Genomic DNA, 25,349 nt, shown 5'->3' with positions numbered 1-25,349 from the left:
TCAGATTAACCTTTCTTTTTTTGCTTTCTCAATAGCTTCAATCTTTGAGCAGACATGCAACTTCTTATAGATATTCTCTATATGTTTGCGAATAGTGAATGGAGAAAGGATAAGATTGGTAGCAATTTTATTATAGCTAAGCCCCTTACTTAACTGTTGTAAAACTTCAATTTCGCGCTTACTAAGTTTGATATCTTCAGTTTTTTCGATAGAGTCTATATATAGAAAATTTTGCAAAAATTTTAATGTTCTTAATGCTATTGCTGGCGTCATTGCCGCACCACCTTCTAAGGTATCCATAATGCTTTTATATAAATTCTCTGATGTAACTTCTTTTAGTAAATAGCCATCAGCACCTGCTTTTATTGCGTTGTAGATATTTTCATCATTATCCATCACAGTCAAAATTAAAATCTTAATTTGAGGATATTTTTTTTTGATATATTCGGTCGCTTGGATGCCATTCATTATTGGCATTTCAATGTCCATCAAGATAAGATTGATTTGTGAATTCTCTTCCATCTTTTTGAGCAACTCTGCGCCGTTTTCTGCGGTGAATTTTATTTTTATATTATCATAAAATTCGATTTTCTCTTGTATTGCTTTAGATAAAAGAAAATTATCTTCCACAATGGCGATACGTATCATGTATAATTAGTTTAGGTTAGAGTTTTTAGCTATGTTTTTGATAAAGTTAATTTTTTTTTATGTAATTACTTGATTTATAATTTTTTTTTTAATATAGTGAAAGTTGTAATAAAAAAAACCGCTCCAGTAGAGCGATTTTTTATAAAGTAAATGTTTTGTTATTAATCTTTTTTGATGACCTTTACTGTTTCTACACCTGAAATAGATTTTATTTTTAGGATGTAAACACCTGCATTAAGTTTTTCAAGATTAATTTGAACTTGCTTGTTATTTGGTACAATGGAAGTTACTTTCTTACCACTCATGTCGTACACATCAATAGTTTTAATCTCGCTTTGAGATTTTAGGTTAAGAATTCCTGTTGTAGGATTTGGATAAATTTCAATATTTTTCTTACTGATATTGCCTAATCCTAAACTACTACAATCTTCCACAACGTTGATGTAATCAACTTTTATCTTGGTGTCTGTGCCATTGTAATTTGCAGCCACCAATTTAACTTGATATAATCCAGAAGTATTGTATGTAACTGTCACCGTTTTGGTAGTAGCAGTGCTAGGTTGTCCACCTTCAAAAGTCCAATTCCAACCAGTTGGCATATTCGTCGATGTATCAGTAAATTGTACTGATTGCATTGTACAAACATTTGTTTTATCTGCAATAAAATCGGCTACTGGTGGATTAATAGGGCAAACATTAGTAGTACTGTTCGAGCCATAACCATCGGCTTCACCACCAAAGTACGCGTACTGATGATATGGCGTTGCACATGATGAGCTTTCAATAGTCATAGTTGTGGCGCCATCGGCTTCTCCTCCAAAATATGCGTAATGATGAAATGGAGTTGAACAAGATACATTTTCTAATGTCATTAGTGCCGATCCGTCTCCTTCTCCTCCAAAATAAGCATAATGATGGATTGGAGTCGCGCAAGTATTGTTGACGATTGTCTCTGTTGTGAAACCATCTGCAATACCACCACGATATGCATATACTTCATCTTGAGCAAATACCTTCAGATGGAATAGCAAGATGAGACAGACCACCGAAATTTTGGTAATATAAGTTTTCATCTTCTAATTTGATTTATTTGTTAGTTATTGTTTATTTATTAGAGTGTTTTCCACTCAGTCAAATTAGAAGTAATTATCTTACACCGCGACCACCATAACCTTGATAACGTGTAGTACCTACTGCACCTCCATTTCTGTCGGATGTACGAACAAGGGAAGCACCATTGTAATTCCAAGTTTCGCTACCTCCTAGGCTGCCTCCTCTCATAATTGTACCAGTTGTATCAGGCCATTCTGTAATATCTGCATCTCCTGCTGTTGCTGCAAGTTCTGATAGGTTACCATCACCTGTTTTGTTGATAAAATTGGCTGCAGTTGCTTTAGCTGTAATTGTCATCTCAGTGACATTTCCTCCCATTTCCATAACACCATAGTATGATGCTGATGCAGAAGCTCTACCAGATGAGTTAGTTGCTGTAAAGCCAACTTTTGTAGGTTTTGTGTATGAGGTTGGGTAAACACCATAATTTGCTCTACCATCTGCAACAGAATTGTATCCTTCATTTCCCGTTCCTGCATTAATGACACCACTTGCAATAACATTATTAATTGTTGTTGTTCCCCATACATATTCTCCAGCAACAGGATCTAGTGGTCCTCGACATATTTTTTCAAATTCTATTTCGGTCATTGGTCGTAAGGCAGACCAGTCTAGATAGGCTTTTACATCTTCCCAGTTTAACCAATTCATGGCATTGTTTTGTCCATCATTTAAATCATCAAAGTCTCCCGTCACAAGGTCGCAACCATATACGGCTGGGATAGATGCATTATTACCAGGTGTTTTTATTTTCACACCATTACCATAAGTACTATTAAATGCAAAAGTATTAGCTGCAGAATCTGGACTAGCAATTGATCGTCTCGCTTGTTGCTTATATGTTAATGTGTTTAAAAATTCTACATATTGCTCTTGAGTAATTTCGTATTTCATAGAATAAAAACTCTTATAACCTTTCGGAAAATTACTTCCGGCTGTATTACCTGTTCCGATAGAGCCTGCTGCTAGATTAGAATTTTCACTTGTCACTTGGTAGGTGTATGCAGGAGTACTGCTGCTTACGCCAAATCCAATATTTGTAGTGTCACCTATCCAAAATGAACCTTGAGGAATATTCACCATTTCAATTCCCGAAACCTTAAAGTTATAATTTTCATAGTTGGCTGAAGCAACATTCATTTTTAAGGTAATACTTGTTGATGGTATATTACCACCACCATTTGCATTTCTGTAGATGAATACACCTTTACCATCGGTTACCGCATCTATTTTTAATAAAGATGTGGTCGAATGATCTGATGACGTTGAACTTAGGTTAGCATGTTTCCAAAGTTTATCAGAACAATCTTGATACTTAATGAATACCCAAACAGCGTCGTAATTACTTGGTGCTATATTAGTTTTCCAACTGTTGTCCCATTGTATATTAAAGGTAACAGTTCCTGCACTGGAATCAATTGTTGTTCCTGTGATTTTCAAATTGTTTGCATAAGATGATGAAGCAAACAAACTCATTGCAACAAATGCAATTTTTCTAAAGTAAATTTTTGTTTTCATGTAAATTAATTTTGTATTATTTATTAGCAAATCTATTTTAAACATGATTATTGTGAAATAAGACATTTGCCGTATTTTTAATAATCGTTGTTTGAATTTTCAATTTTCATTACTTTTGTTGCTATGACAACAGACAAAAGACTTTTCTTAATCGATGCTTATGCGATGATTTTTCGTGGTTATTATGCATTTATAAAGAATCCGAGACTTTCCACAAAAGGTTTGGATACATCAGCTATTTTCGGATTTACCAACTCTTTGATAGAGCTTATTAAAAGAGAGCGTCCTAGCCATCTAGCGGTGGTTTTTGACGTTGGAAGAACTAATGTTCGACACGATGATTATAGCGATTACAAAGCCAACAGAGCCGAAACACCAGAAGCGATTATTCTTGCAAAACCTTATATTCATCAGATTCTTGAAGCGATGCACATTCCGATTTTGGGAGTGGAAGGTTATGAAGCGGATGATGTGATCGGGACTTTGTCGTGTAAAGCTTCGGACAAAGGTTATAATGTTTTTATGGTAACACCAGATAAGGATTTTGCGCAGTTGGTGACGGATAAGGTTAAAATTTATAAACCAGGATTAAAAGGTGGCGATGTTGAGATTTTAGGTGTTGAAGAAGTTAAAACTAAATATGAAGTTGACGATCCCAAACAGATTATAGATTATCTTGGGATGATGGGCGATGCCGTTGATAATATTCCTGGCTTGGAAGGTGTTGGCGAAAAGACCGCTAAGAAATTCATTAAAGAATATGGTTCTATGGAGAATCTTTTGGCGCACACCAACGAGTTAAAAGGTAAATTAAAAGAAAAAGTTGAAGCTAGTGCCGAGCGTGGCTTGTTGTCAAAAAAGCTTGCGACGATTCTTTGTGATGCCCCGATTGATTTTAAAGAAGAAGATTACGACCTCGAAACACCTGATTTTGAGAAGGTTAAAGAGATTTTTGAAGAATTAGAATTCCGTCGCTTGTACGAGAATCTTTACAGAAGTTTCTCAACAGAAACTGTTGCTCCTGCAGAAGTTTCTGAGGTTAAAACTTCGACTTCAGCAAAACCCCAAACTACACAACTTGATCTTTTCGCCAATTTTGAAGAGTTAAATGAAGCCACGTCTTCCAAATCGAATATTAAAGAAAAAGATCATCTTTATCAATTTGTAGATCAGCCGAAAGCGATGCGAATTTTGCTTAACAATTTGTTAGCGCAGTCTGCGGTTTGTTTTGATACAGAAGCAACGTCGCTTAACGAGTTAGAGGCGCAACTTATTGGGATAAGTTTCTCATACAAAGCTGGATTGGCGTATTATATTCCGATTCCTGAAGATCAAGAAAAAGCACAAGAAATTGTTGAAATTTTCCGACCATTTTTTGAAGATGAAAAAGTTCTAAAAATTGCTCATAATCTTAAATACGATTTTAAAGTATTAAAAAATTACAATATCGAAGTCAAAGGTCCGATGTACGATACGATGATTGCGCATTATTTGCTGAATCCTGATGGTCGACATGGTATGGATTATTTATCCGAAATGTACCTTAATTATACACCAATTCCGATCGAAATTTTAATTGGTAAAAAAGGTAAAAATCAGTTGACTTTACGAGGTGTTAGTTTGGAGGAACAAACCGCCTACGCTGCGGAAGATGCCGATATTACTTTCCAATTGTATCAACTTTTTGCTCCGCAATTAATTAAAGAAAACTTAGAAGAGGTTTTTAATAATATTGAAATGCCTTTGATGTTGGTTCTTGCAAAAATGGAATTAATTGGTGTTAAACTCGATTCTGAATGGCTTAAAAAAGAAAGTGGCGATCTAGAAAACGACCTTCGAAATCTGGAAACCAAAATCTTTGAATTGTCTGAGGAAGAATTTAATATGAATTCTCCTAAACAATTGGGAGAGATTTTATTTGAAAAATTAAAACTTGATCCAAAAGCTAAAAAAACTAAGACTGGACAATACGCAACATCGGAAGATGTGTTACAAAAGTTGGCTTCAAAACACGAAATTATTGCTTTAATCCTCGATTATCGTCAGCTTCAAAAACTGAAGTCAACGTATGTAGACGCACTTCCTAACCAGATTGATCCAATTGACGATCGTGTGCATACGACTTACGCACAAACGGTGGCAGCGACTGGACGTTTGGCGAGTGTTAATCCTAACTTACAGAATATTCCGATTCGTACGCTTCGTGGACAGCAAATTCGTGGCGCTTTTGTTGCGGATAAAGGTTACAAAATTATTTCTGCTGATTATTCACAAATCGAATTACGCCTTATTGCAGAGATTTCTGATGAACTTAACATGATTGAAGCTTTCCAAAACGGTGAAGATATTCATGCTGCAACGGCTGCAAAATTGTTTAAAATTCCGATTGAAGAAGTTAGCAAAACACAACGCTCTCAAGCGAAAAGTGTCAACTTCGGAATCATCTATGGACAAGGTGCATTTGGACTTGCGGATCAAACAGGAATGTCGAGATCAGAAGCTAAAGCGATGATTGATGCGTATTTTAAAACTTATCCGAGACTTAAAGAATATATGTCCGAACAAGTCGAAAATGCAAGAAAAAACGGTTACGTTGTAACAATGTTGGGAAGAAAACGACATCTTAAAGACATTAATTCTAGTAATTTTGTAGTGAAAGGTCATGCGGAACGTAATGCCGTTAACGCACCAATCCAAGGAAGTGCAGCTGATATTATTAAATTAGCAATGATTAAAATTGATAACATTTTGACAGAAAAACAATTGAAAACCAAGATGTTACTTCAGGTTCATGACGAATTAATTTTCGAAGCGCCATTGGATGAGGTTGATGAGGTTTCGACAATTATTAAAGATGCGATGGAGTCGGCTTATTCAACAAAAGTACCTTTGACAGTGGAGGTTGGTGTTGGTGACAATTGGCTAGAAGCGCATTAAAAAATTTTAAAAAAGCAAAAAATAAACTATATGAAGAATTTAAAGTATTTAGGACTTGTCGCAGTTGCTGCTTTTGTGCAAAGTTGTTTCACAAGTTCTAATGTCGCTGGTAGCAAGAATTACGCGGTGAATGGTGATGGATTCAAAAAAGCCTATAACAGCATCACGGTTGAGGATCTTAAAAAGAATCTTTACATCATTGCATCGGACGAGATGGAAGGTCGTGACACGGGAACTAAAGGTCAAAAGAAAGCTGGCGAATACATGATTAGCCAATACAAAAGTTATGGCGTTTCGTTTCCAAAAGCTTTAGGTTCTTATTATCAAACAGTGCCGTCGGAGTTTATGAAAACGCGTAACGGTCAACTTCCAGAGTCAGAAAATATTCTTGCTTATATTGAAGGTAGCGAAAAACCAGAGGAGCTTATCGTGATCTCTGCACATTACGATCATATCGGTACTAAAAACGGTGTTGTATACAATGGCGCAGATGATGACGGTAGCGGAACGGTAGCTGTTATGGAAATTGCAGAGGCTTTTCAAAAAGCTAAAAAAGCGGGTTACGGTCCAAAACGTTCTATTTTGTTTTTACACGTAACAGGTGAGGAGCACGGACTTTGGGGTTCTGATTATTATTCTAAAAACCCAGTTTTCCCATTAGAAAATACTGTTGCTAACCTTAATATTGATATGATTGGTCGTGATGATGCCGAAAATAGAGGTAAGCAATATGTGTACGTTATAGGTTCTGAAATGTTAAGTACAGAATTAAAAAAAATTAACGAACAAGCTAACAAAGACACTCATAACTTAATCCTGAATTATAAATACGATGATCCTAACGATCCGGACAGATTGTATTACAGGTCAGATCATTATAATTTTGCAAAGCATAATGTGCCAATTGCATTTTTCTTTGATGGCATCCACGAGGATTATCACAAACCAACAGATACGCCGGACAGAATCGACTATCCGTTGCTGCATAAGAGAACACAATTGGTTTTCACAACGGCTTGGGAGTTGGCGAATCGTCCAGAACGAATCAAAGTTGACGGAAAAAATACAAGATAAATTATTAAAACAGTTTCAGATTTGGAACTGTTTTTTTTTGTTTAATTATTTCAAAAATGATTAATTTTAAAAACACCAAAAATTTTGAATATGAAAAAGATAATTGCAATTTTGAGTTTAGTTATGATGACAAATATTTCTGCACAAACACTCAAAAATGTTGCTTATAAAGATGGCTCACAAAAGTTAAATGCTTTGGTAACGGATAATACCAACCAAAAACGTCCAGCAGTTCTTATTTTACCTGCTTGGAAAGGTATTGATAACGAAGCAAAACAAGCGGCGCTTGATCTTCAAAAAGAAGGTTACATTGCTTTAATCGCCGACATTTATGGAGAAGGTTACATCCCGAAGACCAACGAAGAAGCGTCAAAAATCGCAACGTCGTATAAAACGGATTACAAAGCTTACCAAAATCGCATCAATTTGGCGTTAGAAGCCTTAATCAAACAAAATGCTGATCCTAAAAAGATTGCTGTTATTGGCTATTGTTTTGGTGGAACTGGTGCTTTAGAACTGGCGAGAGCTGGCTTTCCTGTTGAAGGTGTTGTGAGTATTCACGGTGATTTGGCGAAAGATAAATCGCGTCCAAATTCTTTGATTAAAACAAAAATTCTAGTCGAAAATCCTGCTGATGATAAAAGTGTGACTAAAGATGATTATGATAATTTAATTAAAGAAATGAATGAAGGAAAAGCGGATTGGCAAATTATTACTTATGCAAATTCTGGGCACACATTTACAAATCCAGAATCGCCTGACTATAACGAAATTATGGCAAAACGTGCTTGGAAACATACTTTGATTTTTTTAGCGGAAATTCTTAAATAACAAAAAAGCCTTGAAAATCTCAAGGCTTTTTTTATTTCGCAATATTGAATTCTTTTAAAATAGCTTTGAACTTCGGATTCCGAATATAAACATCAAAATTATGTGATTTTTGACCGCTAAAATCCGTTTTCTCTAAGAAGTCATAATGTTCCTTCAAAGCATCAAAAGCGTCTGATTTATAGCCCAAATCGGTCGGTTTTAGTTTGTCCGATAAAAAGCCTAAAAACTTCTTCAAAGTAGGATCTGTATTATTAATTGTAATATGCACTTTTTTCAGTTGCGGACTGAATTCGCGGTAGCTGTCCTCGCCCGATTTTAGATCTTCCGATTTGAAATCTTTTGTCCCAATCGCTGGCGCCAACATGATACAATAGATACTGTTGTTTTTCTCTTGCAATATTTTGGAATCGTTGTCGATATCAACATTGTGGTCGTCTTTTCGATCCTCGATTTCACGTTTACTAAAAGGTGGATTGCTTAAAGAACTAAGAACAACCGATGCACCACGACTGTGCGAAATAATATAAATGTCTTTGTTTTGATAAGAATTAAGAAGTCGTCTAAGTCCAAATTCTCCAGCCATTTGACTGTTGTTAGTGGCGTTAAACCAAATTTTACCTGCCCCAAACATCGACTGCGCCACCAATCCGTCCCAGTAGAAATTGATAATTTGATCTTTGTTTGTTGTATTAAGTTGCGATTTTATCGCTCTATAACTCTTCGTAACTTCCTCCGAACTTGCATTAAAACCATGAACAAAAACGAAAATTCGATTCTTGTTTTTTCCACTATTGGCGACTTGTGCGATTTTGGTTTTTTCAGAAGCCGAAAGTTCTATTTCTTTGCCTTTTTCACTCGCTAATTTTTTTAAAGAAAACTCTTTGCTTTTCGCATTTTTAGGAGGTTTTCCATATTGCGAACTCCAATTATCTGGATAGAAATTTCCGTTTTGATCCACGAAGGAATAAGCCATGCTAGAGCTTTCGATTTTATTGGGCGTTTGCGATTTTGGAGTATTATGTATAGCGCCACACGAGCTTAGTGCGAAGAGGATAATGAGAAAATAAAATGAGTTTTTCATGACATTCTCTTTTTCAAAATTCATGCCTAACAAAAATTAATTTTCAAAAGCTTCAAAAGTTCCGTCTTCAAAAAAAAGAATAACGCGCTTTACTTTTTTTGTTGTTTTTCCTTGCGGAATTGGAAAATTCTCTAATGGCTGAGAATCGATTATTTTTTTTTCTTCTTTAATAGGAGCAGAAACAATCGGTTCTGAACGATTAGTCTTTTTGAGCAATTTGTTTTCGGAATTTTCTTGACCAAAACTTTCATCTTCTATAATAGAGAAGAGGTCGGGTAGGGGAAGCTTCTTGGCTTCGGGTTTTTCCTCAACAATTTCGATTTTTGGTTTTATCATAGGTCCATTACTATTGATCAACCAATCCCATTCTATGTCTGGGAAGGCGTTTTTGACTTTAGTGATAAATTCCAAAGATGGTTTGTTACGTCCCGAAGTGATGTGCGAAATGCTCGAACGTTGCACATCGACTTTTTCTGCAAACTCCGAAGGTGTTATATTAAAATGCTCCATAATGATGGAGATTCTCTCATTTATTTCCATGTTACAAATGTAATAAATGTTTTAGAACTGTAAAAGCGTTCAAATTAACAAAAGTATATCGCAAAAATGTACAAATGTAAATTAATGTTAATAATATTGTTAATCAGTTATTTATAATGTTAGTAAGCTCTTTTTGTGAATTATATGTTATGAAAATTTCAGTTTACATTATTAAATTATAATATTAGATAATATCTAGAAACTATTACAGATTAAATTAAATAGTTTATTGATATATAGTTATGGCTATTTTAAAGTCAACTTATGACATTTCCATTAAAATTCTAGTAGTTTACTAATGTATATTTATTTAATTAACAATACATTATCCACATTGTCATTGTTTGGTAAATTCTTCCTTAATTGGGGATAAATCTAAATTTAAATACTTAAAGTAGGTTTATAATTTAACTTTATATAAATGTTATTACAATGTGATTTTGAAATAATTATGATTATATATTATAATAAATGTAATCAACATTAAAATTAACAGACAAAATGGCATGTGTAAATGTTTAATGAAATTACATTTGTAAACAGGTAAGTTTTCATTTGAAATCATTATTTTTGACAAACTTAAATTGTTAATAAATGGCTGGAGTCTTTCAATACGTTAAAAACCAAAATTTCTCAGAACGATATGTTTCCCCTGAAAAATTATTTTCTTACCTACAGGACAATCTCAGCGATTACATTTCTGAAATCGGAAAATCATCTTTAGGGAAACCAATTTATAAACTGAGTTTAGGAAATGGACCTGTAAAGGTTGCTGCTTGGTCGCAAATGCATGGTAACGAATCAACTGCTACATTGGCGATGTTGGATCTTTTAGAATTCTTTAAAGAGAATGATCAGGTTAAGCAAAAGTTGTTTTCGGCTTTAACTTTAGATTTTATCTTCATGCTAAATCCTGATGGTTCCGAAATCTGGACGCGTCGCAATGCATTTGATATCGATATCAATCGTGATTTTTTGAAAGAATCGAGTATAGAGCTTCGTCTTCTTAAAGACTTTATCAAGGCTAAGAAGTATGATTATGCGCTTAATCTTCATGATCAACGCACCATATTTTCGGCAAGTGATGATATGCCTGCCACCTTATCTTTCCTTGCGCCATCAGAAGATATTGACAGAAGTTTGACAGAGAATCGTAAAAAAAGTATGGCAATTATTGCTGGAATATTTATCCAAATGCAAAACTTTTTGCCTAAACAAATAGCGCGTTATAATGATGAGTTTTATCCAACATCCGCGGGAGATAATCTTATGAAATCAGGCATTCCGACTATTTTATTTGAAGGTGGATTTTATCCAGACGATTATGGTCGCGAAAAAACACGAAAATTCTATACCTATGCTTTGTTTTACGCTCTAAAAGCGATGGCAGTTTTGCGAGGCGATTCTATTGGTTATGAAACTTATTTTAGCATTCCTGAGAATAAAGAAAGTCATTTTGACATTATTTATCGCAATGTAAAGCTTAATACCAATTTTGACTGCGTGTTAGATGTTGCGGTACAATATAAAGAAATTTTCGATGAAGAAATCAAAAATATAAAGCTTGTGCCTTATGTTGTTGAAATCGGAGATTTGGGTCGTAAAAAAGGTTGGAAAGAAATAGATTGTACTGGGAAAAATTTCGTTTCGGACTATAAATTTCCAAAGTTAGATGCAGAGATTAATTTTAGGATGGAATAAACGAATAATTTGATGAAATTTTTGGAGAATAAAATCAATAGTAAATTTAGTTTTTTACGAACCCAATTGGTGTTTGAAATCTAATACCAGTAATTGATTATAATTCATCCAAGGCTATACGATTATGGTCTTTGGCTTTTTTAAGCTCGGTTGGTGTGAAACCTGTATTGTTTTTAAACTGTGTCGAAAGATGTTGAACACTTTTGTAACCTAGCTTTCCTGCGATTTCCGTTAATGTTAATTCGTTGTAGAGGAGGAGTTCTTTTACTTTTTCAATTTTTTGAAGGATAAAATATTGTTCTAAAGTAAAATTTTCATTTTGAGAAAAATTCTTAGAAAGTGCAGAATAATCTTTATGTAAATTATTGCTTAAAAATTCAGAAAGGACAAAGTTTTCGCTAATATCCAAATCCGATATTTTTTGAATTATAAAAGTCTTTATTTTATCGTTCAATTGATGTGCAGAATCTCTAATTCTTTCAAACCCAAGATCTTTTAAATTGGTTTCCAAAAGTGATAATTCCTCATCCGAAATAGAATTTTTCGTATTTACTTCACCTAATTTAATATCATCTATGGAAATTTCTAATTGATTAAAAATTCCTTCAACCGCCGATATACAGCGATTACAAACCATATTTTTGATGAAGACTTGCATGAGCTTTCTTATATTATTGTGATGGTAAAGTTAGTCAATAGAATCTTATTTTTTAAATAAATTAAAACTAATGTCGTCAAAACTAAAATAAGTTGTATATTTGCACCCGAATTACATAATAATCATTAAACAATATTGGAATGTATTTAACAGCAGAAAAAAAAGCGGAAATTTTCGCAAAGCATGGTAAGTCAGCTACAGATACTGGTAGCGCAGAAGGACAAATTGCATTGTTCACTTACAGAATTAATCATTTATCTCAACACCTTAAAGCTAATCACAAAGATTACAACACAGAGCGTTCTCTAGTGATGTTGGTAGGTAAGAGAAAAAGATTATTAGATTATCTTAAGAAAGTTGAGATCGCAAGATATAGAGCGATTATCGCTGAACTTGGAATTAGAAAATAATTTCTTGCTAAGAAAAAACATAAAGCAACTCCCAAAGAGTTGCTTTTTTGTTGATACATAGTTTTAATAAGAATCTTTAAATTTGCAAATAGAAAAATAAGAAGCATGAAATTAACGGATGAAAATCAAGAAAAACTAAGCGCTTTAGAGAAGATTGCTAATGGCATTATGTGGTGGATTGGATCGATACCATCTTTGGTTGTGCATACTATTTTCTTTATTGTATGTTTCGCATTACCGATAATTGGTCTTGTAGATTGGGATCACATGTTGTTGGTATTAACAACTTTATTGTCTTTAGAAGCGATTTATTTAGCGATTTTTATTCAGATGTCTGTTAATAAAAGTAGCGAACATATTGAGGTTCTGAGAGAAGATGTAGAAGAAATTCAGGAAGATATAGACGAAATCCAAGAAGATATTGAAGAGATTAGTGAAGATATCGAGGAAATTAGCGAAGATATAGAAGATATCAGTGAAGACATCGAGGAGATTAATGAAGATATCGACGAAATCCAAGAAGATATTGAGGAAATTAATGAAGATGAAGAAGACGAGGATCACGGCGAACGTGCTAGAACAGTCATGTTAAAGAGTAAAGTCTCATCTAATCGTTACGAAATAAAACAATTAAGAGATAAAATTTCGGAACTTGAAAGTCTCATCGACAGAATTAAAGAAAAGGAAAAAGAAGAAGGCGAGTAGGTCTTCTTTTTTTTGTTTTGACTTAAAATTTAAACTTTCAAATTCAATTTTTACATTTCATTATTATTAAAAGGACACTCCATCAACCAAAACCAACCAACTTCCGCCCAAATTCCGTATCTTTGCCCACGAAAATTTAAAGAGTTTAAATAATTTAACGTACTCAATACGGAGTACAAAAGACATTTTTATGAGTGCACCACAAGCAATCACAGAGCTAATTACTCTAGCTGACGGCAGAGAAATTACTCTAGAAACAGGTAAGTTGGCGAAACAAGCCGACGGATCTGTTGTAGTAAAATTAGGAGGAACAATGCTTATGGCTACCGTTGTAGCAAATAAAGAAGCAAATCCTGGCGTTGATTTCCTTCCTTTAACAGTAGATTACAGAGAAAAATTCTACGCAGGAGGTAAAATTCCTGGAAACTTCTTCCGTAGAGAAGCAAGACCATCGGATCAAGAAATCTTGACGATGCGTTTGGTAGACAGAGTTTTGAGACCTTTATTCCCTGAAGATTTCCATGCGGAAGTTCAGGTGATGATTTCCCTAATTTCTTACGATGGTCAAACAATTCCTGATGATTTAGCTGGTTTAGCGGCTTCTGCAGCGATCGCGATTACAGATATTCCTTTCAATGGACCAATGTCTGAAGTTAGAGTTGTAAAATTGGACGGAAAATTAGCAATTAACCCAAGATATGAAGATTTAGCAAACGCTGAATTGGATATTATGGTTGGTGCTACAAAATCTTCTATCGTAATGGTAGAGGGCGAAATGAAAGAAATTTCTGAGCAAGAGATGTTGGAAGCTATCCAATTCGCACACAAAGAAATTATCAATCAAATTGAAGCTCAAGAAAGATTGGCTTCAAAAGTAGCTGGTTCTTCTCCAAAAAGAGAATATTCTCACGAAGTTCACGACGAAGAAATTCGTGAAAAAGTTTGGAAAGAGACTTACGATAAAGTTTATGAAGTTGCTAAAACGCCTTCTGCTAAAGAAGAAAGAGGTGAAAACTTCAAAGCGGTTCTTAACGATTTCTTAGCTCAATATACAGATGAAGAGGAATTGGCGAGAGTTACGCCTTTCGTAAAAGTATATTACCACGATGTGGAAAAAGAAGCGATGCGTCAAATGATTTTGAACGAAAAAGTTCGTCTTGATGGTCGTGATCCTCAAACGATTCGTCCAATTTGGTCAGAAATCGATTATTTGCCTGGAGCGCACGGTTCTGCAATCTTCACAAGAGGTGAAACGCAATCTTTAACAGCAGTAACTTTAGGTTCGATTAAAGATGCAAATATGGTAGACAGCGTTGTTACCAACCACGACGAAAAATTCTTCTTGCATTATAATTTCCCACCATTTTCAACAGGTGAAGCGCGACCATTAAGAGGAACTTCAAGAAGAGAAGTTGGACACGGAAACTTGGCTCAAAGAGCTTTAGCAAACATGATTCCTGAAGAAAATCCGTACACGATTCGTGTAGTTTCTGATATTTTAGAATCTAACGGTTCATCTTCAATGGCAACAGTTTGCGCTGGAACATTGGCTTTGATGGATGCGGGAGTTCAAATTAAAAAACCAGTTTCTGGTATCGCAATGGGATTGATTACTGATGAAAAATCAGGAAAATTCACCGTTCTTTCTGATATCTTAGGAGACGAAGATCACTTAGGTGATATGGACTTCAAAGTAACAGGAACTGAGGACGGAATAACGGCTTGTCAAATGGATATCAAAATCCAAGGTCTTTCTATGGACATCATGGAGCAAGCTTTAATGCAAGCAAAAGACGGAAGATTACATATTTTAGGAAAAATCAAAGAAACAATTGCTGAGCCAAGAGAAGACGTGAAGCCTCACGCTCCGAAAATGGTGATGATGGAAATTCCTAAAGACTTTATTGGTGCGGTAATCGGACCTGGAGGAAAAATCATTCAGCAAATGCAAAAAGATACGGATACCGTTATCGCAATTGAAGAAATTGGTGAAATCGGACGTATCGAAATTTCTGGTGTTGATAGAGAGAAAATCAACGCGGCGGTTGCAAAAATCAACGAAATTACTTTCGTACCAGTTGTAGGCGAAGTTTACAAAGGAAAAGTAGTGAAAGTAATGGATTTTGGCGCTTTCGTAGCGATTGCAAAAGGGACAGAAGGTCTATTACATATTTCAGAAATCGAGTGGAAGCGTTTGGATAAAGTTCCTTATGCTGAAGGCGACGAAGTTGAAGTGAAATTCATGGGTTACGATGATCGTAAGAAAATGAAACTTTCAAGAAAAGTTCTTCTTCCAAGACCTCCAAAGCCAGAACAAAAGCCAAGGACTGAAGGCGACGCTCCAAAACCAGAAGGAGACAAACCAGCAGAACAAGCTTAATTTAGCTTAATATAAATACGAAACCACCTCAAATTGAGGTGGTTTTTTGGTTTTCCTTATCTTCGGAGTAATTTAGATTTAAAACAGAGTCTATGAAAACCTTACTTTTTCTTCTCTCTTTCGCAAATGTCAATGCTTGTTCATCAGATTTTAAAAATTCTCAAACAGAAAATGTTATGCAACAAAGCGATATCGTAAATTTAGTTCAAAATAATAAAATTGAAGCCGTAAAATCTGCTTTGGAAAAAGGCGCAAATGTAAATACCCACAACAAAAACGGACAGTCGTTATTGTTAATTGCGACGCTTAATCAACAAACTGAAATGGCGAAATTATTGGTTTCTAACAAAGCAGATGTCAATTTACAAGCGGAAAATTTGGATAGCGCTTTTCTTTACGCTGGAGCGAGCGGACAAACCGAATTGGTGAAATTATTCCTAGCAAATGGAGCAAAATTCGATGTTTTTAATCGAATCAATGGAACGGCTTTAATTCTAGCATGTGAACGCGGTCATGTAGAAACGGTAAAAGTATTAGCGACGACAAAAGATTTTCCAATCAATCATGTAAATCGACTGGGTTGGACAGCATTAATGGAAGCGGTTGTTCTCGGAAACGGAAGTAAAAAATATCAAGAAATCATTCAGATTTTAAAAGATAATAAAGCGGATTTATCAATTCCAGATAAAGATGGAATTACCGCTCTACAACATGCAAAAGAGATGGGCTTCAAAGAGATTGTTGCTATTTTGGGATCGTAAACTACTTTAATAAAAATCTTATGGCGTACAATATTGAGCTTGCAGACCGCATACGTGAATATCTCGCGAAAATCCCAAATCTAAATATTGCAGAAAAGAAGATGTTTGGCGGTTTGGCTTTTCTGGTTGACGATAAAATGTGCGTCAATGTGAGTGGCGAAAATTTAATGCTGCGTTATAATCCGGATTTAGAAGAGCAAGTTTCCAGAAAAGTTGGCTTCCTTCCAATGATTATGAAGGGAAAACAAATGGATGGATTTTGTTATGTTGAGCCAGAAGGTTTTAGAAAAGCCAAAGATTTTAATTATTGGATGAAAATTAGTTTAGATTTCAACAAAATAGCTGCAAAATCAAAAATGAAATAAAAAAAAATCCACCTCAAATCGAGGTGGATTCATATTAAATTCTTGAATTTATTATGAATTCAAATCCTTTTCCAACGCGCGAATGTATTGAAAAACTTTATCACTCCAACCGTTGATTTCCGCGATCCAATGATTGGTTTTTATTCCATGTGTGTGCGACGAAATATCAATAATATATGACGATTTATACGGTTTTGTGTCAGGGATTTTTGCCGAACCGTAATGTGCGTCGATATCTTGGCTATCAGAAATAACCACTAATCGATCCGCATCTTTTGCATAACCTTCGTCTTTCAGCCATTCGCAAAGTTGGTAAGTGAAAATTCCACCGCCGCCTAAACTCCCATAAATATCATTAAAATGATCGAAAAGTCCAAGCCCATAACCGTTTTTCCAAACGAGATGCGCACCTTTACGTTCTGCATCGCTACCTGCTGTGAAAACCAAGATTAAAACTTCAAAAACATAAGTTCCAACAGCTGCCATCGCAAAAGCCAAATCCATTCTCGAAAATTTTAAATTAGAACTTGTAATTCCGCCCATACTTCCCGAAACATCGATGGCAAGAATGGTTGTTCCTGAGATTTTCTCTTGAGAAAAACAGTTTCTCATCGCTTTGTCAATATCCGAAGTAAATTCTGGTGCATTTCTTTGCGCAGCCAAAAAGTTCAAAGGCGTCAACCAACCGCTGTTCACTTGAGAAATCGCATTTTGAATATCTTTTCGAGAAAGATTCGTTTCAATCATATTCCTAAGATTTCGCAAAATCGCTAAGGAACCCAAACTTTTTTCAGAAATCATTCTTTCGAAGGTTTCTTTTTTGTCAGAACCTTGTGATAAAGCAACTTCCCACGTGTTTGCAGGTTTCAATTCGTCATTAATTAAAGCTTTTAAAGCCGCTTCATTTTTTGCCGTTGGTTTTGGGTGAACCAAATTCACAACATCAACTAAAGATAAGTCTAAATTGTTTTTTTTGTATTTTGAAATTTGATATTCATCATAATTATCAAAAGCTCTAGCCAAGCCTTTTTTCACGGATTTCGACATTTTGTAAGAACCATTTCTCACCTTCAACATTTGCAAAAGATCCATGGTCATATCCGGTCGATTCGAAATTTTCGCAATTGCGTCTTTCACAGGCGTATCGTGAATTTCATTGGCTAAAATCAGTAACCAAAGCGGTGTGTGTCGCAATTTTTGTTCAAAACGACATTCCAAAGCCAATTCTACAATTTGCTCACCCGAAACTTTTGAACACAAATTTTCAATCTGCGTCATAATTTCGTCGGCAGGTTGATAGTAATTGGATTCAAATAAAAGATTGGCAAGCGTTACACGTCTTAACAACTCGTAATCTGTATATTTTCCAGCTTTTGCGGTGGTTGCACCTGCAATTTTTCCCGTTCCGAAAATTGATTTTTTTAAGTTGAATTTTGACATTTTTTTCTTTTTTAAAATTAAAAATAAGAAGCGGTTAAATCTGAATATGGTGTTTTTTTCCATTGAACGAAGTAACCAGTATCCTCACACCGCTTCCAATTTGGGAGATTGGCTGGACTCGAACCTGCGACACACGGATTAATAATCGAAGTAACTTTACTATCACACCTATTTGAAAAGGTTCAAACTTAATAAAGCGTTTTACGTTGCTCTACCAACTGAACTACAATCTCCTTGTTTGATGATGCAAAGTAATTGCCTTAGTGCGCAATCTATTTGCGTAGTAAAAAATATTTTAAAATATTTCAAAATGATTCTAATTTATTGTTGAGGTTAAAATTTTTGGGTGTCATTAATTCGACCTCGGAAATGGAAGCGTCAAGAAATTTTGAAGAATTTCCGTAAAAAAATCTCCACGGTTTGAAGGGGGGAAATTTATCTTGATATGTCAAATCTTTTCTTCTGCCCGAGTTTTGGAGATTTTAGGAAAATATTCAGAATTTTAGCGGGAATTTCCAAGTCTTGAATTTTTAGTTCTTTTGTTTCAAGACAAAAGAATAAGGACTAAAAACATTTAATCAATATATAATTCTAACCATGGAAACTATCATCAGATTTTAGAAATAGGAGTTATAGACTATATTAATTTCTTTTATCGTATCTTTGTACCGCATTAGTAAAGAAAGCACTTGTTTTTCGTAAACTTAGAAGAGTTTATTATATTCATTACTTTCAGTTTTTCGCTGCTTTCACCAGCAACTTAAATACAAACTACGACAAACAGAAGAGAAATCTCTCGGGATTCTCAAAAAATGAAGAGGTCAATTAAAGTAGGTTTTTACCGAAAATTGAACTCAATATAACGTGTAATTTAGTAACAATAAAATAAAATTTAAAAATATTTATGGCAGATTCTTTCTCAAAAAAAGAAAACTTTAAAAAGAAACAACAGAAACAAAAAGAAAAAGCGGCACGCCGTGAAGAGCGCAAATCTGATAACAACAAAGGTAAAGCGCTTGACGAAATGTTTATGTACGTGGACGAGTTTGGTCAATTGACAAGCACGCCACCAGACCAACGTGAAAAAATTGAAATTGACCTAGACGATATTCAGTTAGGTGCAGCTCCAATTGAGGTGGACGATACAGAAATCACAGGAATTATTACATTCTTGAGTGATAAAGGCTATGGTTTTATCACAGAAAATGGATCGAAAGAAAACATCTTTTTCCACATCAACAACTCGGAAGAAGAATTGAAAAAAGGTCACAAAGTAACTTACGAGAAAGAAAAATCTCCAAAAGGTTTTTCAGCAGTCAATATTAAAATAGTGAAGTAATCTTTACTTCTCTATAATATCTAAGCTTGTTTCGAAAAGAGACAAGCTTTTTTTGTACTCGGAAATTTATTGCGCATTGATGTTGCGTAGATATTTTAATTTTGTATTTTTATAATGTTAAGTATAAATTTTCCATGACATTTTATCTTTTCATTGTTTTAATTCTAATAGTATTAAGTGTTTTTTTCTTTCATGAAAGGTCAAAAGCTTTTCATAATTCCATTGAAGTTATAAACGAGCTATCAAGAACTCAGGAACTGAAGAAAATTATTGGTACTCAATGCACGACTCTTGTTTTTGGAAGTAGAAATACGAATTACCTTTTTAATAGAGCCGATTTATATATTTTTGATGGTGCTTTTTTAATTTGCGGCTACTACAAGCTCTTTAATTTGAAAATTTGTAAAACAGTCTTTGTTGTTTCTAAGAATAAAATAGAACATAAAAAGTTATTTCCTAAAGCAGAATTTCCAATAGTAAGAACAATCCATAATTATATTGATCGAGATCTACTTATCAAATTAAGCGATGAGAATTTTCCCTCAATGACTTTGGAAATAAGATTTAAGGGACTTACAAAAGAACAAAAAGAACTACTTAATATCTCCAACCACTAATACTAATTAAATGTCTTCTAATAAAAACGCCTTAATTCGGTACAAAACCCTCGATAAATGCTTGAAGAATATGTATAAAAAGTATTCGCTTGACGATTTAATCGATGAGTGTTCCGAAGCTTTGTTCGAGTTTGAAGGCAAAGAATCTTTTGTTAGCAAACGAACTATACAAATGGATTTGCAGAATATGCGCAGCGAAAAATTTGGTTATGAAGCGCCTATCGAAGTTTACGAGCGAAAATACTATCGTTATAGCGACCCAGAATACAGTATTCATAATATTTCGGTTACAGAAAGCGATTTGAAAGCAATGACTGACGCTGTTCAAATTTTGAAGCAGTTTAAAGATTTTTCGATGTTCAAGGAAATGAATGGGATAATCCAGAAATTGGAAGATTCTATACAAGCTACGCAACAAAAATCGATTATTCATCTTGATAAAAATGAGCGCTTAAAAGGTTTAGAGTATATTGATGTTTTGTATCAAGCGATTCTCAATAAGCAAGTTATACGAATTTTGTATCAAAGTTTTACAGCTCGAGAAGTGCAAAAAATGACTGTTCATCCACAATTGTTGAAAGAATATAACAATCGTTGGTTTTTGATTTGTCTGCACAAAGGGAAGCTTTACAATTTGGCTTTGGACAGAATGCAGGAAATTACGGTCGATGAAAACTCAACTTACATCGATTACAATTTGGATGCTGATCGTTATTTTGGACAAGTCATTGGGGCAACAGTTTCCGAGACGCAGCGTCCACGAAATGTAGATTTTTTTGTTTCCAAAAAACAGGCGCCTTATGTCAAAACAAAGCCTTTCCATCACAGTCAACAGATTTTGAATGAAGATGAAAACGGAACAACTTTTAGAATCTGTGTTCAGCTTAATTTTGAGCTAGAAAGAATGATCCTCGGGATGGGAGAGTTCTTAACCGTTCTAAAACCGTTGAAATTGCGTGAAAGAATGGAAAAAACTTTAAGACTTGCAGCAAAAAACTACACATTTTATAATAAAACTAACAATGCTGAGAATCCTTAATTTACAAGAAAATATATCAAATTTCTAGTTGTAAATTTAAATTTTCTCTGAGATTAAAGTTTTCTTTAATCCTTCCATAATACCTTTCCACAGCATGTTGAAGAACGAACGATCGGCATCTCTTTCTTTTTGGATTTGTACATTTTTACCACCTCCCTTTGCGTCGCTTTTCACTAGAATATTGACAGCTTTGCTCAAGAATTTGCGTTTTTCTCCTTTTTTGTTGAGGAAGTTAACTTTAATATTGTGATGATTTAGGAAGAAATCACCTTTAATGACATTTTTGTTTCCGAAATAATTGAATTTCAAATAATTGATTTCACCGTCCAAAGTTAGATTAAGATAAGGTCTAACAAAAAGATTGACTTCGTTGGCAGAAAGATCTTCAATTTTCCCATTGATCTTAAAATTGTCCATTTTATTTAACACATCAAAAGTCCAATTAACCTTTGTAGGAGCAGTCCCAAAAAACTTAAAACCTGCATCAACAGCCACGACACTTGACGTACCTTTTACTTTTCCGTTCCCAACATTTTTGATAGTAGCATTAAAAGCATCCATGAATAATTTGCCAGGTTTGTTATTATTAACCGCATCTTCTTCGTAAGAAATATAAGAATTACGAAGCTCAACATTGTTAACAAACAAAGGCACCTTAATATTTCTCAGCTTTTCATTAAACATTGTTCTGGCAGTTTTGTCTTCTGGTGGCGCCAAATCATGAAAAATACTACATTTAACACCATCTAGTACAACTTTGTTTAAAAGAATCTGGTCATGATTTTCGAATAGTGACACGCGATCAAAAATCTGAATGCTATTTGCTGTAACATCGTATAAGTCTTCTTGTTTCGAAATAATCCTAGAAAACTCTTTACGATTATATTTAGATTTAAATGCTAGATTTTTGATGCTACTAATTTTATCACTATTTTCAAGATTTTTAATGCGCAGCGTATAATATTTACCAGCATCGACAAAGATTTCTCCCGTTTTGATATTATGATTAGCAATCGTAAATGCGGTCTTGGATTTTAAAGTGGTTTCATTGATTTTAAAATTATTGAAAATCGCATTAATACTTGCAACTGTAGCTTTCTGCTGCCCACTACTTGTTAGTTGTTGAAAGTTGGCATTATTCAGTTTTATAGCGCCAATATTTAAGTTTAAATCTGAATTTTTTCGGTCTGGTTTTTTTGCAGCTTTATGGGTTTTAGAAATCATGGCAACTCTTGCATCATCAACCGTCATTGCATTCAAATTTAAATTAATTTTTTGACCCTCAAATTTTGGCTTAATATTCTGAATATTGACTTTTTTAATAAAACCTGACCAAAGATTTTGAGTCGGGTTTGCACCTAATTTCGCCACTTGAATGCTGTCTACCGCAAGGTTAGCATCTTTCGAGAAAACATGACCAACACGCACTTCCTGGTTGTTGTTTACTCGGAAATAAACTTTAGAAATGTCAACATTATGCTGATCAAACTTGAAAGGAATTTTCTCTTTAACAGTATTTTTATCAAATACAATTTTTGTAATATTAATATTGAATTTGTCAGCAGACGCACTCTTGGTTTTATCGGATTTTTGCACCAATAATTTCCCATTTTTGAGATTGATATCTTTTAACGCAATTTTGAGATTCAGTTCTTTAGGATTGTCTTTTATGATCTTTTTGTTGGTTGCGGTTATCGTCAAATTTGGCTCGTCAATTAACGTGCTTTCAGCGATTAGCGAGTCACGATTAATGTTAAGATTAGACGCCGTAAAGTTTTTAGCTTTAAAATCGAAAACGCTTTTTGCATTATATTCTGCTGTCGATTGTGTCGGGTTAAGGTGGAGATTTTGGATGGCTATTTCTTTATCAACCGTGTTAACTTTATCAGCTAGAATTTGATAATAATCGTTGACCGTAACAACAAGATTTTCTGCATGAATGCTCAACTTTTTAAAACCAATAGGCAAACGCGTATTATCATCATTATTTAGATCAATATCTTGGAGATCAACATTGATTTTATTACCATTAAAAACCGATTTACCCTCATCATTGACAGCTTTTATCTCACCATTTTCGATTAATAATTCGCTGAGAAAAATGTCTGGTTTTTTGTTATTTTTTGCAGCATCTTTTTTCTTTTTTGCAAACCGAATATCCAAGTTTGGGTTTTTAATTTTAACAAGTTTCGCTTTATAAGTTTTAGAAAACAGCGCTTTGAAAACACCAAAATCAGCAACCTGTAATTCGCCAATTGTTCCAGATAATTGTGTAACGGCGGTATCTTTAGGATTTTTAGTTTTTATTTTAACATCGTTAATAAGGAGATTTCCCGAAATTAAATCAAAATTAAATTGAGCCATATCAACATGATAAGGTGTTTTTTCGTTGACTAAATCCGGAAGTTTGCTTTTCAGATAAATGTTGAGCAGAAAAGGAAAAGCTACCAAAAGTAACAATAGAACAGAAATACTTGTTACAATTATTTTCTTTCTTTTTGATGTCTTTTTAGTTTCCATCTATTGCGTTTTTGTTCAAAGATAATTAAAATTCAAAAGCTTCAAATCGATATTGTCCATCCAGATATTTTGCATAAATGTGATGTAAGCCGTTGGACAAGATGATTTCTGGTGCTTGGATAACAGAATTGTACCGTGCAATTTGCTCAAATTGCTTTTCGGTCAAGTTGATATTTGGCGCTTTCAATTCCACTAAAATTTGTGCTTTTGTACGATGCGTAATCAGCATATCTAGGCGCTTGGTCGTAGAATTGAGTTCCAATTTTTGTTCCAAAATAAGAGATGACGCATTTTTCTTCTTAATTTTCAGAAAATAAGCAACCCAATGTTGTCGCACCCATTCTTCCGGCGTCAATACCAACCACATCTTACGCACCGAATCATAAATAAATAATGTATCTTTGTCTTGCTTGATTTTCAAGTCAAATTCGGTATTGAAGTTTAGTTTAGGTAGTTGCATAAAGTCTTATGAAAGATATAGAAATTGTCCTCAAAAGTATTAAAAATAAAGAGTTTTTACCAATATATTTCTTACATGGCGAAGAACCTTATTATATTGATGTAGCGACCAAACATTTCGAAAATGATGTTTTGGAAGAAGATGAAAAGGCTTTTAACCAAACCGTTGTCTACGGAAAAGACACTAATTATGGCGAGATTTTGTCCTTGGCAAGGCAATATCCGATGATGGGCGACAAGCAATTAATCATTGTTAAAGAAGCGCAAGATCTCAAATTGGAAGAGTCAGAATCCGACGCTTTTTTGGCTTATCTCAATGCGCCGGTTGAATCGACAATTCTCGTTTTTGCCCACAAACACAAGAAGCTGGACTCTCGTAAAAAAGTTAGTAAAGAACTGACAACAAAGAAATTTTTATTTTTAAGTGATAAAATAAAAGACTCACAATTAGCCACTTGGATACAATCCGAAATTGAAAGATTTGGTTACAAAGCGGCGCCCAATGTTAGTTTCCTTTTAGCTGAATATCTTGGTAGCGACCTTTCTCGTATTGCGAACGAGCTTAATAAACTTAAACTAGTTTTAAAAGAAGGTGATGTTCTCGATAACAAAATTGTTGAAGAACATATCGGGATTAGCAAAGACTACAACATCTTCGAACTTCAAAAAGCTATAGCAACAAAAAATAAAGAACGTGCCTTTAAAATTGCTTATTATATGGGCAAAAATAAAAAGTCAAATCCCATCCAAATGTCGATTGGCGCTTTGTATAAATTCTTCTCGGATCTGGTGATGTACCATACTTTAATTGGGCAATCGCCATCGGTTATCGCAAAAGAAATTGGCGTAAATCCTTATGCTATTCAGAATTTTGCAGAAGCAGCACGTTTTTATCCACTTAAATTAGCGACCAGAATTATCTCTGTCATTCGCGAAATGGATTTAAAATCAAAAGGTCTAGGCGTACGTCAAATGGAAGATGATGAAATCTATGTCGAAATGACTTTTAAAATTTTAAACATCGACCAAATCAAGATGAATTAATTTAACTATTTAATTATAAAGACTTTAAGTTGTTTAAAACTTTTAAAAAATGGTTTAAAACAAAAAAGCTTCATAAATAGATAAGATTATATAAATATCAAAATCGAAAAAATTAATTAGTCAAAATTAGCTTGAACTAAAATTAATTACGATTTTTGAAACTTTAATT

The 25,349-nt window shown here is 34.2% G+C and carries 22 protein-coding genes and 1 tRNA gene; 13 read left to right on the top strand and 10 right to left on the bottom strand.

Going from position 1 to position 25,349, the window contains the following annotated elements:
* From AC23MB_RS03335 to AC23MB_RS03325, 3 genes are all read right to left on the bottom strand, one after another.
* Positions 1–648, bottom strand: coding sequence for a response regulator (locus tag AC23MB_RS03335; RefSeq protein ID WP_312322814.1), 648 nt, complete (start codon positions 646–648; stop codon positions 1–3).
* 161 nt (positions 649–809) lie between these two features.
* Positions 810–1,721 carry a T9SS type A sorting domain-containing protein gene (locus tag AC23MB_RS03330; RefSeq protein WP_374329732.1) on the bottom strand — a complete coding sequence of 304 codons (912 nt, stop codon included), beginning with the start codon at positions 1,719–1,721 and terminating at the stop codon, positions 810–812.
* 73 nt (positions 1,722–1,794) lie between these two features.
* Positions 1,795–3,279 (bottom strand): formylglycine-generating enzyme family protein, encoded by a 1,485-nt coding sequence (locus AC23MB_RS03325; protein ID WP_312322816.1) that lies wholly within the window; start codon positions 3,277–3,279, stop codon positions 1,795–1,797.
* Between the two features lie 123 nt (positions 3,280–3,402).
* Here AC23MB_RS03325 and polA point away from each other — a divergent pair, with 123 nt between their 5' ends.
* The 3 genes from polA (at position 3,403) to AC23MB_RS03310 (ending at position 8,121) form a co-directional block, all read left to right on the top strand.
* Positions 3,403–6,216, top strand: coding sequence for a DNA polymerase I (gene polA / locus AC23MB_RS03320; protein WP_419309828.1), 2,814 nt, complete (start codon positions 3,403–3,405; stop codon positions 6,214–6,216).
* 30 nt (positions 6,217–6,246) lie between these two features.
* Complete coding sequence (locus tag AC23MB_RS03315; protein ID WP_419309826.1) at positions 6,247–7,290, top strand: M28 family peptidase; 1,044 nt, start codon at positions 6,247–6,249, stop codon at positions 7,288–7,290.
* Positions 7,291–7,380: 90 nt separating this feature from the next.
* Positions 7,381–8,121, top strand: a complete 741-nt coding sequence (locus AC23MB_RS03310) for a dienelactone hydrolase family protein (protein WP_313028191.1) — start codon at positions 7,381–7,383, stop codon at positions 8,119–8,121.
* Positions 8,122–8,152: 31 nt separating this feature from the next.
* Here AC23MB_RS03310 and AC23MB_RS03305 read toward each other — a convergent pair whose 3' ends face one another.
* The gene (locus tag AC23MB_RS03305; protein WP_312323993.1) at positions 8,153–9,202 is read right to left on the bottom strand and encodes an alpha/beta hydrolase; all 1,050 of its coding nucleotides are present in this window, start codon (positions 9,200–9,202) and stop codon (positions 8,153–8,155) included.
* A 36-nt stretch (positions 9,203–9,238) separates the two neighbouring features.
* Positions 9,239–9,742, bottom strand: coding sequence for a helix-turn-helix domain-containing protein (locus AC23MB_RS03300; protein WP_313028196.1), 504 nt, complete (start codon positions 9,740–9,742; stop codon positions 9,239–9,241).
* A gap of 594 nt (positions 9,743–10,336) precedes the next feature.
* Here AC23MB_RS03300 and AC23MB_RS03295 point away from each other — a divergent pair.
* Complete coding sequence (locus AC23MB_RS03295) at positions 10,337–11,443, top strand: M14 family zinc carboxypeptidase (RefSeq protein ID WP_312324252.1); 1,107 nt, start codon at positions 10,337–10,339, stop codon at positions 11,441–11,443.
* 97 nt (positions 11,444–11,540) lie between these two features.
* Here AC23MB_RS03295 and AC23MB_RS03290 read toward each other — a convergent pair whose 3' ends face one another.
* Positions 11,541–12,080 (bottom strand): helix-turn-helix domain-containing protein, encoded by a 540-nt coding sequence (locus tag AC23MB_RS03290; RefSeq protein WP_313028199.1) that lies wholly within the window; start codon positions 12,078–12,080, stop codon positions 11,541–11,543.
* Between the two features lie 161 nt (positions 12,081–12,241).
* Here AC23MB_RS03290 and rpsO point away from each other — a divergent pair, with 161 nt between their 5' ends.
* The 5 genes from rpsO to AC23MB_RS03265 all read left to right on the top strand — a co-directional run bounded on the left by rpsO (position 12,242) and on the right by AC23MB_RS03265 (position 16,722).
* The gene (gene rpsO / locus AC23MB_RS03285) at positions 12,242–12,511 is read left to right on the top strand and encodes a 30S ribosomal protein S15 (RefSeq protein ID WP_079667866.1); all 270 of its coding nucleotides are present in this window, start codon (positions 12,242–12,244) and stop codon (positions 12,509–12,511) included.
* Positions 12,512–12,616: 105 nt separating this feature from the next.
* On the top strand, positions 12,617–13,216 hold the full coding sequence (locus AC23MB_RS03280; protein WP_487786511.1) for a DUF1003 domain-containing protein: 600 nt from the start codon (positions 12,617–12,619) through the stop codon (positions 13,214–13,216).
* Between the two features lie 190 nt (positions 13,217–13,406).
* Positions 13,407–15,596 carry a polyribonucleotide nucleotidyltransferase gene (locus tag AC23MB_RS03275; protein ID WP_487786510.1) on the top strand — a complete coding sequence of 730 codons (2,190 nt, stop codon included), beginning with the start codon at positions 13,407–13,409 and terminating at the stop codon, positions 15,594–15,596.
* Positions 15,597–15,688: 92 nt separating this feature from the next.
* Complete coding sequence (locus AC23MB_RS03270; protein ID WP_313028206.1) at positions 15,689–16,357, top strand: ankyrin repeat domain-containing protein; 669 nt, start codon at positions 15,689–15,691, stop codon at positions 16,355–16,357.
* Between the two features lie 20 nt (positions 16,358–16,377).
* Positions 16,378–16,722: a TfoX/Sxy family protein gene (locus AC23MB_RS03265; protein WP_312324424.1), complete on the top strand. Its 345-nt coding sequence runs from the start codon at positions 16,378–16,380 to the stop codon at positions 16,720–16,722.
* A gap of 51 nt (positions 16,723–16,773) precedes the next feature.
* Here AC23MB_RS03265 and AC23MB_RS03260 read toward each other — a convergent pair whose 3' ends face one another.
* Together AC23MB_RS03260 and AC23MB_RS03255 are read right to left on the bottom strand one after the other, a co-directional pair.
* Entirely contained in the window at positions 16,774–18,162 is a 1,389-nt protein-coding gene (locus AC23MB_RS03260) for a TROVE domain-containing protein (protein WP_312324421.1), read from the bottom strand.
* Between the two features lie 103 nt (positions 18,163–18,265).
* Positions 18,266–18,395 (bottom strand) — tRNA-OTHER (locus AC23MB_RS03255).
* Between the two features lie 671 nt (positions 18,396–19,066).
* Between AC23MB_RS03255 and AC23MB_RS03250 the strand changes: the two genes are divergently transcribed.
* From AC23MB_RS03250 to AC23MB_RS03240, 3 genes are all read left to right on the top strand, one after another.
* Positions 19,067–19,501, top strand: coding sequence for a cold shock domain-containing protein (locus AC23MB_RS03250; RefSeq protein ID WP_079667966.1), 435 nt, complete (start codon positions 19,067–19,069; stop codon positions 19,499–19,501).
* A gap of 134 nt (positions 19,502–19,635) precedes the next feature.
* On the top strand, positions 19,636–20,118 hold the full coding sequence (locus AC23MB_RS03245; RefSeq protein ID WP_313028208.1) for a hypothetical protein: 483 nt from the start codon (positions 19,636–19,638) through the stop codon (positions 20,116–20,118).
* Positions 20,119–20,128: 10 nt separating this feature from the next.
* A complete protein-coding gene (locus AC23MB_RS03240; protein WP_374330024.1) occupies positions 20,129–21,157 on the top strand; it encodes a helix-turn-helix transcriptional regulator in 1,029 nt (342 codons plus the stop codon).
* Positions 21,158–21,193: 36 nt separating this feature from the next.
* Here the strand turns inward: AC23MB_RS03240 and AC23MB_RS03235 are convergent, their stop codons facing one another.
* Together AC23MB_RS03235 and AC23MB_RS03230 are read right to left on the bottom strand one after the other, a co-directional pair.
* Positions 21,194–23,677: a hypothetical protein gene (locus AC23MB_RS03235; RefSeq protein WP_487786509.1), complete on the bottom strand. Its 2,484-nt coding sequence runs from the start codon at positions 23,675–23,677 to the stop codon at positions 21,194–21,196.
* Positions 23,678–23,702: 25 nt separating this feature from the next.
* The gene (locus AC23MB_RS03230; RefSeq protein WP_313028214.1) at positions 23,703–24,137 is read right to left on the bottom strand and encodes a type I restriction enzyme HsdR N-terminal domain-containing protein; all 435 of its coding nucleotides are present in this window, start codon (positions 24,135–24,137) and stop codon (positions 23,703–23,705) included.
* Between the two features lie 8 nt (positions 24,138–24,145).
* Between AC23MB_RS03230 and holA the strand changes: the two genes are divergently transcribed.
* A complete protein-coding gene (gene holA / locus AC23MB_RS03225; protein WP_313028217.1) occupies positions 24,146–25,180 on the top strand; it encodes a DNA polymerase III subunit delta in 1,035 nt (344 codons plus the stop codon).
* Positions 25,181–25,349: the final 169 nt, after the last annotated feature.

The sequence above is a fragment of the Soonwooa sp. T0.1_25 genome (assembly GCF_057652215.1).
The sequence above is the reverse complement of the archived record's forward strand: the minus strand, read 5'-3'. Positions and strand labels throughout refer to the sequence as shown.

What these genes read in the sequence shown, in the direction of transcription:
- AC23MB_RS03335 (WP_312322814.1), bottom strand. Translation starts at nt 648, where the DNA reads ATGATACGTATCGCCATTGTGGAAGATAATTTTCTTTTATCTAAAGCA.
- AC23MB_RS03330 (WP_374329732.1), bottom strand. Translation starts at nt 1,721, where the DNA reads ATGAAAACTTATATTACCAAAATTTCGGTGGTCTGTCTCATCTTGCTA.
- AC23MB_RS03325 (WP_312322816.1), bottom strand. Translation starts at nt 3,279, where the DNA reads ATGAAAACAAAAATTTACTTTAGAAAAATTGCATTTGTTGCAATGAGT.
- polA (WP_419309828.1), top strand. Translation starts at nt 3,403, where the DNA reads ATGACAACAGACAAAAGACTTTTCTTAATCGATGCTTATGCGATGATT.
- AC23MB_RS03315 (WP_419309826.1), top strand. Translation starts at nt 6,247, where the DNA reads ATGAAGAATTTAAAGTATTTAGGACTTGTCGCAGTTGCTGCTTTTGTG.
- AC23MB_RS03310 (WP_313028191.1), top strand. Translation starts at nt 7,381, where the DNA reads ATGAAAAAGATAATTGCAATTTTGAGTTTAGTTATGATGACAAATATT.
- AC23MB_RS03305 (WP_312323993.1), bottom strand. Translation starts at nt 9,202, where the DNA reads ATGAAAAACTCATTTTATTTTCTCATTATCCTCTTCGCACTAAGCTCG.
- AC23MB_RS03300 (WP_313028196.1), bottom strand. Translation starts at nt 9,742, where the DNA reads ATGGAAATAAATGAGAGAATCTCCATCATTATGGAGCATTTTAATATA.
- AC23MB_RS03295 (WP_312324252.1), top strand. Translation starts at nt 10,337, where the DNA reads ATGGCTGGAGTCTTTCAATACGTTAAAAACCAAAATTTCTCAGAACGA.
- AC23MB_RS03290 (WP_313028199.1), bottom strand. Translation starts at nt 12,080, where the DNA reads ATGGTTTGTAATCGCTGTATATCGGCGGTTGAAGGAATTTTTAATCAA.
- rpsO (WP_079667866.1), top strand. Translation starts at nt 12,242, where the DNA reads ATGTATTTAACAGCAGAAAAAAAAGCGGAAATTTTCGCAAAGCATGGT.
- AC23MB_RS03280 (WP_487786511.1), top strand. Translation starts at nt 12,617, where the DNA reads ATGAAATTAACGGATGAAAATCAAGAAAAACTAAGCGCTTTAGAGAAG.
- AC23MB_RS03275 (WP_487786510.1), top strand. Translation starts at nt 13,407, where the DNA reads ATGAGTGCACCACAAGCAATCACAGAGCTAATTACTCTAGCTGACGGC.
- AC23MB_RS03270 (WP_313028206.1), top strand. Translation starts at nt 15,689, where the DNA reads ATGAAAACCTTACTTTTTCTTCTCTCTTTCGCAAATGTCAATGCTTGT.
- AC23MB_RS03265 (WP_312324424.1), top strand. Translation starts at nt 16,378, where the DNA reads ATGGCGTACAATATTGAGCTTGCAGACCGCATACGTGAATATCTCGCG.
- AC23MB_RS03260 (WP_312324421.1), bottom strand. Translation starts at nt 18,162, where the DNA reads ATGTCAAAATTCAACTTAAAAAAATCAATTTTCGGAACGGGAAAAATT.
- AC23MB_RS03250 (WP_079667966.1), top strand. Translation starts at nt 19,067, where the DNA reads ATGGCAGATTCTTTCTCAAAAAAAGAAAACTTTAAAAAGAAACAACAG.
- AC23MB_RS03245 (WP_313028208.1), top strand. Translation starts at nt 19,636, where the DNA reads ATGACATTTTATCTTTTCATTGTTTTAATTCTAATAGTATTAAGTGTT.
- AC23MB_RS03240 (WP_374330024.1), top strand. Translation starts at nt 20,129, where the DNA reads ATGTCTTCTAATAAAAACGCCTTAATTCGGTACAAAACCCTCGATAAA.
- AC23MB_RS03235 (WP_487786509.1), bottom strand. Translation starts at nt 23,677, where the DNA reads ATGGAAACTAAAAAGACATCAAAAAGAAAGAAAATAATTGTAACAAGT.
- AC23MB_RS03230 (WP_313028214.1), bottom strand. Translation starts at nt 24,137, where the DNA reads ATGCAACTACCTAAACTAAACTTCAATACCGAATTTGACTTGAAAATC.
- holA (WP_313028217.1), top strand. Translation starts at nt 24,146, where the DNA reads ATGAAAGATATAGAAATTGTCCTCAAAAGTATTAAAAATAAAGAGTTT.